General features: G+C 71.9%; 6 protein-coding genes and 1 pseudogene. 4 read left to right on the forward strand and 3 right to left on the reverse strand.

Annotated elements, in window-relative coordinates; translation table 11 throughout:
• Window positions 1–234: 234 nt before the first annotated feature.
• Window positions 235–743, reverse strand: a pseudogene (locus ACRWND_RS29340) (DnaB-like helicase C-terminal domain-containing protein); the annotation flags it as partial.
• Window positions 744–1,005: 262 nt separating this feature from the next.
• Window positions 1,006–2,064 (reverse strand): alpha/beta fold hydrolase, encoded by a 1,059-nt coding sequence (locus tag ACRWND_RS29345; RefSeq protein ID WP_431954759.1) that lies wholly within the window; start codon window positions 2,062–2,064, stop codon window positions 1,006–1,008.
• Between the two features lie 310 nt (window positions 2,065–2,374).
• Here ACRWND_RS29345 and ACRWND_RS29350 point away from each other — a divergent pair, with 310 nt between their 5' ends.
• Entirely contained in the window at window positions 2,375–2,995 is a 621-nt protein-coding gene (locus ACRWND_RS29350) for an HAD-IA family hydrolase (RefSeq protein ID WP_431954761.1), read from the forward strand.
• Between the two features lie 108 nt (window positions 2,996–3,103).
• Here the strand turns inward: ACRWND_RS29350 and ACRWND_RS29355 are convergent, their stop codons facing one another.
• Complete coding sequence (locus tag ACRWND_RS29355; RefSeq protein ID WP_431954769.1) at window positions 3,104–4,648, reverse strand: flavin monoamine oxidase family protein; 1,545 nt, start codon at window positions 4,646–4,648, stop codon at window positions 3,104–3,106.
• A gap of 1,078 nt (window positions 4,649–5,726) precedes the next feature.
• Here ACRWND_RS29355 and ACRWND_RS29360 point away from each other — a divergent pair.
• From ACRWND_RS29360 to ACRWND_RS29370, 3 genes are read left to right on the forward strand one after another with little or no spacing between them, the layout of a single operon-like run.
• The gene (locus tag ACRWND_RS29360) at window positions 5,727–6,548 is read left to right on the forward strand and encodes a hypothetical protein (RefSeq protein WP_431954763.1); all 822 of its coding nucleotides are present in this window, start codon (window positions 5,727–5,729) and stop codon (window positions 6,546–6,548) included.
• Window positions 6,548–8,689 (forward strand): bifunctional serine/threonine-protein kinase/ABC transporter substrate-binding protein, encoded by a 2,142-nt coding sequence (locus ACRWND_RS29365; protein WP_431954765.1) that lies wholly within the window; start codon window positions 6,548–6,550, stop codon window positions 8,687–8,689. Before ACRWND_RS29360 ends, ACRWND_RS29365 begins: the two co-directional genes overlap by 1 nt.
• Window positions 8,686–10,884: a protein kinase domain-containing protein gene (locus tag ACRWND_RS29370; RefSeq protein ID WP_431954767.1), complete on the forward strand. Its 2,199-nt coding sequence runs from the start codon at window positions 8,686–8,688 to the stop codon at window positions 10,882–10,884. Before ACRWND_RS29365 ends, ACRWND_RS29370 begins: the two co-directional genes overlap by 4 nt.
• The last annotated feature ends 71 nt before the right edge of the window (window positions 10,885–10,955 follow it).

Raw genomic sequence — 10,955 nt, forward strand, 5'->3', positions numbered from 1 at the left:
AAAGAACGGCTCTGTCTCACATTCGGTGGTGACGCTGAGTGAGACCGGTGCGCGGAGTAATAACTGCTGGTCGGCCTCACACTGCGCTGACAGGGCCTCTCGGGGTTTCCGAGGCATAGCCCGCGAAGGCCCGAGAGGGCTTCCTCGACCTGCGGCAGAGCACTTCGGAGGCGACTTCCAGCGGTATCACACTCAGTTACCACCGCATGTGAGACAGGGCCCTTTGTACAGTCCCTCGGAGACAGCCGGGGTCTTGTCGGCGCGTTGTTCGGGTCCGCGGTTGAGCTGGGACAGCGCCACGATCGGAATCTCGAGCTCTTCAGCCAGGAGCTTGAGGTTGCGGGAGATCTCGGAGACTTCCTGCTGGCGGCTCTCGGGCCGGCGGGCGGCGCCGGACTGCACCAACTGCAGGTAGTCGACCACGGCGAGCTTCAGGTTGCCCTTTTCGCACAGCTTGCAGGCCTTGGCGGTGATGGTCAGCAGGTTCAGGCCTGCCGAGTCGTCAATCCACAGCGGGGCGTCGACCAGGTCGGCGCTGCACAGGTTGACCTTCTGGCGCAGTTCGTCGGGGAGGGTGGCGTTGCGGATGTGGTGCAGCGGCACCTTGGCCTGCGCGACGCGGACAGCAGCCGCTGGGTGCCCTCCAGGCGGCCCATCTCCAGGCTGAAGAACACCGACGGCTGCCGGACGCGCAGCGAGCAGGCGCGAACAAAGTCCATGGCCAGGGTCGACTTGCCCATGGCTGCGGTGCGGGGGCCGGCCGCGTTGGCCGGGTCTGTCCAGCCAACAGACCTGTCTCGTGGTGGTGACGGAGAGTTGCGAGGCCGCACCACGGGCTCCTGCACGACGTGCACCGGCATCGCCTCCAGGGCCGCTGACCCGCGGCCCCCGGGCGCGGGTCAGCGCTGTCACCAGCGCATGTCGAGTGTGTCGAGTTCCGCGCGTCGTTCCGGGTGAGTTTGTCGCCCCGGACGTGTCCCTCCCAGTCGCGCCCTCCGGCCCGGCTCAGAAGGAGTCGACGTCGACGACGGCCGCCGCGAAGGCCTCCGGCGCCTCCTGGGGCACATTGTGGCCGATGCCCTTCAGGGTTCGGTGGGCGTACCTGCCCGAGAACTTGGCGCGGTAGGCGGCGCCGTCCCCGGCCGGGGTGAACGGATCGACCTCGCCGTCGAGGGTGATGGTGGGCACGCCGATCGTCGGGCCCGCGGCGAGCCGCCGCTCCAGGCGGTCGTAGCGCGGATCGCCCTTGGCCAGGCCGAGCCGCCAGCGGTAGTTGTGCAGGACGATGGCGACGTAGTCGGGGTTCTCGAAGGACGCCGCGGTGCGGCCGAACGTGGCGTCGTCGAACTCCCACGTGGGGGAGTTGAACTCCCAGACCAGACGGGCGAGGTCGTGCCGGTTCTCCTCCAGACCGAGCCGGCCGCGCTCGGTGGCGAAGTAGTACTGGTACCACCAGGCGAACTCCGCCTTCGGCGGCAGCGGCTGCTTGTTCGCCTCGCGGTTGGTGATCAGGTAACCCGTGACGGAGACCAGGGCCTTGCAGCGCTCCGGCCAGACCGCGGCGATGATGTCGGCGGTCCGCGACCCCCAGTCGTAGCCGGCGAGGACGGCCTTCTCGATCCGCAGGGCGTTCATGAGGGCGATGACGTCGAGCGCGACCACCGACTGCTGGGCGTTGCGGAACGCCCGGGGCGACAGGAAGCGCGTCGTGCCGTGGCCACGCAGGTGCGGGACGATGACGCGGTAACCCTCGGCCGCCAGGAGGGGCGCGACGTCGACGTAGCTGTGGATGTCGTACGGCCAACCGTGCAGGAGTATCACCACGGGGCCGTCGGCGGGGCCGGACTCGGCGTAGCCGATGTTCAGGACTCCGGCGTCGATCTGCTTGAGGGCGCCGAGCGAGGTGTGCCTCCCCCGCGCGGGAGGCGGTCCGCCGGTGCCCGGCCCGGGCCGGTGTGCTGCCGCCGCCGTGGCGGGCTGTGACGCGAGGCCCGACAGCCCCGCGAGCGACGCCGCGGCCGCGCCCGCGCCGAAAACCTTGCCGAAGCTCCGCCTGTCGATCATTCCCAACCTTTCTTCACGTTTCTGGGGTTCTCCCGTCGGCAACCCTCGCACGCACCTGCGTCACCGGTCAAGGAGGTGATGATTTTCAGGCGTCGGTCGTGGACCCGGCCCCGCTCGGGAAGAGGGGCGGCCGGCCGGTGCAGGACGGGAATGGGAGGATGATCTCCGGTCGTCGCCCCGCGCGGCCGCCGCTCCCGGCCGGCCCCCCTCGGGCACCGTGCGGCAACGTCGCCGCCGGACGGCCCACCATGCGCCTGCCGCGTCCGCATCGCGGTGGCCGTGTCCTCGTCGCTACCGCTGGAGTTCCGCCATGTCCCACCGCACCGGCCTGATCCTCGACTTCGGCGGTGTCCTCACCACGCCCCTGCTGCCCGCCGTGCTCGCCTTCGAGCGGCGCGAGGGTCTGGCCGAGGGCGCCTGCATCAACGCGCTCTACCTCGACGAGGAGGGCACCCGGCGCACTCACGACCTCGAACGCGGCGCGATCACCCAGGAGGAGTGGAACGCCGCGGCGGCCCGCAGCCTCAAAGTGGCGCCCGACAACCTGATGGGCCGGATCTTCGCCGACCTGCGGCCCGAGAGGGCTCTGATCGACGCCGCGGCCGCCGCCCGGCGTGCCGGAGTGCGCGTGGGGATCCTGTCCAACTCCGTCGGCTTCGCGCCGTGGGACCTCTACGAGGGCTACGACCTGGAGGATTCGTACGACGCGGTGGTCATCTCCGAGCAACACGGGATGCGCAAGCCCGAGCCCGCCATCTTCGAACTGGCCCTGGAGAAGCTCGGTCTGCCCGCCGAGGCCTGCGTCTTCGTGGACGACACCGAGCAGTACCTCGCGCCCGCAGCGGAGTTGGGGCTCGCCGGCGTCCACGCCAAGGAACCCGCGCAGACGGTCGCGCAGTTGGAGGTCCTGCTCGGCGTCGCCCTGACCTGAGATCCAAGGCGCGGGCCGCCGACTGCCGGGGCAACACCGCCACCGAGAGCACGGACGGGCGCTCGACTGGTCCGCCCAGCCGGGCGCCCCTGCCCGTGGTGCGGGCGGTCAGGTCCTCAGGGCCCGGCTGTGCAGCGCGGTGACGGCCTTGCGGGCGGAGAGGATGGCGCCGTGTTGCCAGGCGTCCATGTAGGACAGCCAGTCGCCGGCGTACAGGACGCGTCCGGTGGGTTCGTTGAGGGGTCTGTAGACGGCGGCGTCGGGGCCGCCGGGGATGCTGTGCCAGGCGCCTTCGAGGTGGCGGACCCGCTTCCAGGCGATGGAGAAGGAGTTCGCCAGCTCGCTGCGGTACTTCTCGCCGTGGATCTTCACGCCCTGCATGACGGCGCGGGCCTCGCGCTCGGCCGGGGTCAGGGCGGCGTAGGCGTCGGCGTTGGTCCCCGTGTTGTAGTAGCCGACGATGACGCCTCGCTCGCCGTGGTGACCGTAGGACGGGTACCAGATGTGGGACAGGTCCAGATCGGTCTCGGTGATGCCGCCGTAGATGCGGTGGTCGGTCTCCCACCAGCGGCTGCGGTACTCCAGGCCGATCTTGCCGGCCGACGAGGGGCGGATGGTGGTGAGCGCGGTCTGCACGTCGGCTCCGAGGTTGTGCGGCAGCTTGGCGAGCAGATGGGGCGGCATGGCCGCGACGCAGTAGTCCGCCTCGATCCGGCGCTGCCGTCCGGTGGGGTCGGTGTAGCCGACGGTGACGCCGCCCGCCGACTGCACCAGCGAGGTGGCCTGACAGCCGTAGCGGATCCGGTGGTCGCCGATGGCGCGCGCGAAGGCCTTCGGTATCCGGTCCATTCCGCCGACGGGCTGGAACATCAGCATCGCCTGGTCGAACTCGAACTCGAAGGCGAAGTGCCGACCGACGCCCGAGGCGAAGACCTCCGAGGCGGTGGGCAGATCACCGAGCAGGGTCCCGGGGGTGCCGGCGGCGCCGGGCCAGGTGGCGTAGCCGCGGTTGGCACCGCCGGTGTACGCCCATCCGTCGGCCCGTCCGCCGATCTCACCGAAGTCCTCCAGGAACGACAGCAGGCGCTCCTTGTCCTCGGCGGTCAGTTCCTGGTCCAGTGCGCCCTGGTCGGTGGCCTTGGCGAGCAGTTCGCCGACGTACCCGTAGGTGTCGGCCTTGGCGGTGCGGTACCGCACCGGCTGCCCGGGTCGCATGCCCGCCGACTCGTGGTAGATGTACGCGTCGGCGTTGGCGTTGGTGAAGACCTCGATGGGGACGCCGAGTTCGCGGCAGTAGTCGAGGGTGACCATCCACTGGGCCAGCCGGGCCGGGCCGGCGTTGAGGTACTGGCCCTGGGAGAAGCGGGCGGTCTGGGTGCATCCGTCGAGGTCGGTGTGGGTGTCCCCGCCGCGCACGGTGTAGTTGCGGCCGCCGGGCCGGTCGCGCGGCTCGAGGATCGTACAGTCGTAGCCGGCCTTGCCCAGTTCGTACGCGGTCGTCAGGCCGGCCAGGCCCGCGCCCAGGACGAGGACCTTGCCTGCTCTGCGTCCGGTGAGGTGGAAGTCGGCCGCGCTCGGCGCGCGGAAGTCGCTGCCGCGGCCTGCCGCCTCGGCGGTCGGCGCGAGCCCCAGCGCGCCCATGGTGGCGAACATCGCTCCGGCACCGCCGGTGATGCCGACGGCGCGCAGAAATCTCCTGCGGTCGAGTCCTGTTGGCTGCTCCTGAGTCATGAGTCGCCCTCTCTCGATCTTCCGGTGTGCACGCCGATCCTCAGGGCGACGTGTTACGGATGGTGTGGCCGAGACATGACAGGGCGATTTCGGCCGGCGCGGGCGTGTGAACGGGCGTCGACAACACCGCGAGCGCGGGAGGCGCCACGCCCGGCGGACCCGAGCCGATGAACGTCGGTGAACGACCAGATGACGGTGCGTTGGGGGGCGAAGAACAGGCGAACCGGGCCGATTCACCGCGACCCCCGGCGGTCGCGCTCGTCAGCGGCGCCGTGCGGTTCGGCGCGCATCCGTCGTGATCGAAGGAGATTCCCGTGGCACGTGCGTCGTGGCCCGCGGCACCTGCGACGCCGGCACCACCAGCGTCGGCACGGTCGAGTGAGGCAGCGCCGCCTCCGCCGGCCGCCGGAGCGTCGCTGCGCCTGGACATCAAGGGCCCGCGCGCTCGCCGTCTCTCTGGTGCCGTCGCACGGCCGGAGTCCGGCATCTGGCGGGAGGTTGCATCGGGGTCGACGTCTTCCCGAACACCGCGGGCCCGGCCCCGCAGCATCCCGACATCGGCCAGGCAGTCCCCGCCCAGCGCTGGCCAGCAACCGTGCGGGTCGATCTACGCTATCGCCGGCGCTCTCCTCCGGGAGAGCGCCGGTCCGTCTGCGGCCCGTAGCTGCGCTACGGACACGCCGTACGGCCGGCATCGGGCTGCAGAGCGGCGGCTTCGATCAGGGCAGGCCCGGTCGGGCTGGGCTTCGGCAGGCCCGTCTTCTGCGGCAGTCGAAGCGCAGTCTCGGGGAGGTGTGGCCGAAGCCGAGCGCACAAACGCAGCCGCCCGAGCCGAACCGAATGACCGTGGCACAGCAGTACGGTGTCGGTCTGTACCGGGTGCGTGACAGGAGGGGTACGGCTGCGCCACGTGATGGCCAACCGGTGGTCGAGGCATGCCGGTTACCGCTTAGCATCACGGCGGACGCATGGTAATCGGTGATTCCAGGGGGCTGCGGTCGTGAACAGGGAAGCGGTGCGCCTCGGCTGCGCTGTCGCGGTGAGCGGCTTGGTGCTCGCCGGCTGTACCTCCGGTGGGCGCGGGCCGTCAGAACCGACGCCTGCGAAGAAGGCCGCCGCCACGGCGACCGCCGGCCCGTCGGCGACCGCTGCCGTGGACACCGACCCCGCCGCACTGCCGAGGACCACCGCTCAGGCCACCGCGCTGATCCGGCGCGTCATCCCGGACGCCGCGGCCTTCGGCCCCGGCACCGTCCGCCGGACCCCCTACGAGAGCGACCCGCGGCGCTGGCCGGTTCTCGGCGACGACTGTGTCTGGCGGCAACAGGCGCTCCCGAAGGACGTCCTGGCCACCATGACCCGCTCCTATGAGATTCCGGCGAGTGATGCCAGGGGTCCGCTCCGGCTGAGTGCCGTCGTCACGGTGCACCGCGATCCCGCGCAGGCCGACTGGGAGAACGCCGAGGTCCTCGAGGAGATGATGCGCTGCCCCACACAGCGGCTGCGGTCGGACGAGGTGATCACGTCCCTGAACGACGTTCCGAACTCCTTCGGTGATTCGGGCAACGCGTACGCCGACGACACTCTCACCGAGCTCGGTAGCTACACAGGCGCCGACGTCGGCGGCCCCCACCCGTACATCTGGGAGCAGGCCCGCATCGGCCAGTTCACCCTCGCGGTCTCCGCCAAGGGTTCCACAGGTTGGTCCCGGGCAGACCTGTTCGACCGGCTGCGGGATCCGCAGGTCGGCATGCGCGCCCGTCTCAGAGCCGCGATCGAACGCAACGCGTCGGAGCCCAGCAGCACGAACGGCGACCGTTGATGACCGAGAAGCTCACCCCGTCCGACCCGGCCCGCATAGGCGGTCACCGTCTGCTCGCCCGGCTCGGCGCCGGTGGTATGGGCGTGGTCTATCTCGGGCGTGCCGAGTCGGGGGAGCTGGCCGCCGTCAAGGTGATCCTGCCCGAGTACGCCGACCAGGCCGAGTTCCGCGCGCGCTTTCGCCGCGAGGTCGCCGCGGCCCGGCGTGTGGACAGCCCCTGGGCTGTGCCGGTCACCGGCGCCGACCCGGACGCGGCCGCGCCCTGGCTCGCCACCGCGTTCGTGCCCGGCCCCTCGCTCGCCGAGGCTGTCGCCGCCTGCGGTCCGCTGCCGTCGCGCGCTGTGCGCGTGCTCGGCCGGATGCTGGCACGTGCCCTGACCGCCGTACACGACGTGGGACTCGTCCACCGCGACGTCAAGCCCGGCAATGTGCTGCTCGCCGTCGACGGTCCCCGCCTCATCGACTTCGGCATCGCTCGTGCCACCGAGGAGACGGCACTCACCTCGGCCGGCATGATCGTCGGTACACCCGGCTTCCTCGCCCCCGAACAGGCCCGGGCGCAGCCCGCCTCGCCTGCCAGTGACGTCTTCTCCCTCGGCTGTCTCCTGTCCTACGCCGCCACCGGTCGCCTGCCCTTCGGTACCGGTGCCGTGGACGCCCTCCTGTACCGCACCGTGCATGACGAGCCGGACCTCGACGGTGTCCCCGACGACACGCGCACGCTGCTGCAGCGCTGCCTCGCCAAGGATCCGGCCGCCCGGCCCACCGCCCGGCAGGTGGACGAGGCGCTGGTCGACGACACGCGCCACGGCACCGTCGACTGGCTGCCCGACACCGTTGTGCGGCTCATCGCGGACCGCTCCTCGGCGATGCTCGCCCTGCCGGACATCGAGGCGACGGCCCTCGGTGGGAGGGCGGGTGGGCATCCGACGGAAGTCCCCACGGACGCGTCCCCTCCCACCAGCCGCCGCCGTTTCCTCCTGCTCGGCGGCGGCGCGGCCCTGTTCGCGGCCGGTGGCGGTGCCGCACTGCGGGCCGCCCGGCGTGACGACGACACCGTCCCGACCGCCTCGTCAGGTGCTCGCCGCTGGGTCCTCGGTGTCCAGGCCGACCTGACGGGCCCGCAGAAGGCCATCGGACAGGCCCAGGAACGCGGCGTCCGGCTGGCTGTCGAGCAGTTCAACTCCTCCAAGGGCAAGCCCTTCACGCTCGCCCTCAAGACGGTCGACGACCGGGGCGACGCGAGTCGTGCCGCCCAGGTGGCCCGCGCCCTCGCCGCCGACCGCGACCTGCTCGCCGTCATAGGCTCGACCGGTGACGAGACCACCGGGGCGAGCCTCGGCAGCTACGACGCACATCTCGTCCCCCAGATCACGGTGTCGTCCGCGCAGTCCGAGTACGGCACGGCGGAGCCCGGTCGCTTCCTCCAGGCCGTCCCCGGCTACACGAGCCTGCCCGGCACGGCGGCCTACTCCCTGCACACCCAGGGCGCCCGGCGCGTGAGTGTGCTGATCGACCGTGACGGCGGCATCCCGGCCTGGCAGCTCGGCCGGACGATGTTCCAGTACCTCGGCGCCTTCAGGATCGCCGGTGAGCCCCGGGTCGTACCGCGGCTGGCTGAGACCCTCGCCCCGGTGGTCGCCGAGATGGTCGCGCACCGGATGGACGGCTTCGTCTACACGGGCACTCCAGCAGGCGGCGCGGCCGTCGCACGCGCCCTCGCGCAGACGGGCTTCGACGGCCTGCGTGTGATCGGCTACCCGGCCGCCGGACCGGAGTTCCTGACCGCCGCGGGCAGTGCCGCCGACGGCTGGCAGGTCTTCGCCCCGTACATCGACCCTTCGGCCGCCCCCGTCCGTGTCTTCGCCACCGCCTACCGCAAGCGCTACGGCGCCGCGCCCCCCTACTGGGCGGCCGAGGCGTACGACGTGGCCCGCATGGTCATCACCCGCCTCACCGAGGCAGGCGGCCGGCCCACCGGGAGCAGGCTGTACGACCTGCTGCGGAACGGCGCGTACAAGGGCCTCGTCCGGACGTACGCGTTCGACAAGGACTACCGGTGGTGGCTCAAGAGCTCTGACGCCTTCCGCTACGAGGTGAAGGACGGCCGGTACTCCTACGCGGGCAAGGTCGGCCTGTGACGCAGCGCCTGACTGCTGACGACCCCGACGAGATCGGCGGGCACCGGCTGCTGGCCCGGCTCGGCGCGGGCGGCATGGGCGTCGTCTACCTCGCCCGCACGGCAGGCGGGGCGCTCGTCGCGCTCAAGACGATCCGCGCCGAGCACGCGGCGGACCCGGCCTTCCGCACCCGGTTCCGGCGCGAGGTGACGGCGGTCCGCGGCCTGACCGGGCCATGGCTGGTGCCGATCGTAGCCGCCGACACGGAGGCCATCGAGCCCTGGCTGGCCACGCAGTTCGTCCCCGGACCCTCCCTCGTGGAGACGGTCGACGGCTTCGGCGCGCTGCCCGTCGCCACCGTACGGACTCTGGGATCCCGGCTGGCCGACGCGCTCACCGCCGTCCACGCGGCGGGAGTCGTGCACCGTGATGTGAAACCGGGCAACATCCTGCTCGCCCTGGACGGTCCCCGCCTCATCGACTTCGGCATCGCCCACGCCGCGGGCGCCACCGCCCTCACCGCACCCGACGCCGTCATGGGCACGCCCGGCTTCCTCGCGCCGGAACAGGCACAGGCCCGAGCCGGTGAGGTCGGCCCGCCCAGTGACGTCTTCTCGCTGGGCTGCGTCCTGGCGTACACGGCCTCGGGCCGGCGCCCGTTCGGCACCGGATACGCGGCGGGCGTGCTGTTCCGCACCGTGCACGAGGAGCCGGACCTGGCGGACGTCCCCGGCGAGCTCCAGGCTCTGATCCGGGGCTGCCTGGCCAAGGACCCGACCAGGCGGCCGACGGCCGTCGAGGCCGCGGCGGCGCTCCGTGACCCGCGGGCCCTACTCGCACGGGAAACGCCCGACGCCCCCAAGGTGCACTGGCTGCCGCCCGCGGTCCTCCGTGTGGTCGCCGAACGCTCTGCACGAGCGCTGGACGTGCCCACCCCACAGCGCCCTTCGTGGCATCGGACGGGCGACGACCCGGCCGCCGACCCGACACCGCCGCACCCCAAGGACGCCCGCCCGCCGACCCGACGGCGCGTGCTGCTGATGGGGAGCGCGGCGGCTTCCGTGGTCGCCGTGGGCGGCGGGGCCACCGCCTATCTGGCGGCTGGGCGAGGGGGCACAGACGGCTCGGGCGGCCCCCTTCCCGTATACGCCCTCGGCTTCCAGGCCGACCTCAGCGGCGCGAACAAGGCGGACGGCGTGGCGCAGGAACGGGGGGCGAGGCTCGCCGTGGAGCAGCACAACGCGCGCGCGGGCATCACGTTCCGCCTCGCCCTCCACACCATCGACGACCAAGGCGAGGCGACCCGCGCCAAGCAGGCGGCCCGGCGCTTCACCGAGGTCAAGGCGATCGCGGTCCTCGGCCCCAACACGGCCACCGCGGCGCGCGCCGCCGGCGCGCTCTACCAGAACGCCGGCACGGCCATGGTGCTGATCTCCCTCGACGACGACGGACTGACACCGTCGGAACTCCGCACCCTGCGCGTCACCCGGGCACCCGAGTCCTACCTGGCGCTGCCGCTGGTCTCGTATCTGACCTCCGTGCGACCGGTCGACCGTACCGCTGTCATCGACGACCGGGCGGCGGGCCGCACGGGATCGGTCCTCACCAACGCGATCGCGCGGACGCCGCCCCACGAGGGCACGACCAGCGTCCACCTCGTGGCGGCCGGCAGCGACGACTTCGCTCCCGCCGTCCGCGCCGCCCTCGCCGCCGAAGCGCAGGCCGTCGTCTTCGGCGGCACATCGCCCGAGCGCGCCGCACGCTGCGCCCGGGCACTGGCCGAGGCGGGCTTCACAGGACCGCGCCTTGGCACCTGGCACATCATGCGCCCGGCCTTCCTCCAGCAAGCCGGCACCGCGGGCCAGGACTGGCTGTTCGGCGCTCCGTTCACCGACCCCGGCAGCGTGTCCCGCACCTTCAGGACCGCCTACCGCGCCAGATTCGGCACGGCACCCGGGCGCTGGTCCCCCGAGGCGTACGACGCCGTGGGACTGGTCGCGCGCACCCTGGAGAGACTGGCCGAAAAGGGCGACATCGAACCGGAAGCCGTGGCCCAGTGCCTGTTCGACGTCACCTACCAGGGACTCGCCAAAACTCTCCGCTTCGCCACCGACGACACCCACAGCCTCGATCCGGACCGGGACGGGTTGTACTTCCTGTTCCAGGCCAAGGGGAATGCCTTCCAGTTCCTGGGACGCGACGACCAGGTCACGTGAACTCGAAGAGGCCTGAACAATGCCTTGACATCCTCCCGGGCTTAAAGGCCGGGGATTCCCGCCTGCTCCCG

It is taken from the genome of Actinacidiphila sp. bgisy167 (assembly GCF_965342175.1).
GTDB lineage: Bacteria > Actinomycetota > Actinomycetes > Streptomycetales > Streptomycetaceae > Actinacidiphila.

What these genes read in the sequence shown, in the direction of transcription:
- ACRWND_RS29345 (WP_431954759.1), bottom strand. Translation starts at nt 2,064, where the DNA reads ATGATCGACAGGCGGAGCTTCGGCAAGGTTTTCGGCGCGGGCGCGGCC.
- ACRWND_RS29365 (WP_431954765.1), top strand. Translation starts at nt 6,548, where the DNA reads ATGACCGAGAAGCTCACCCCGTCCGACCCGGCCCGCATAGGCGGTCAC.
- ACRWND_RS29350 (WP_431954761.1), top strand. Translation starts at nt 2,375, where the DNA reads ATGTCCCACCGCACCGGCCTGATCCTCGACTTCGGCGGTGTCCTCACC.
- ACRWND_RS29355 (WP_431954769.1), bottom strand. Translation starts at nt 4,648, where the DNA reads ATGTTCGCCACCATGGGCGCGCTGGGGCTCGCGCCGACCGCCGAGGCG.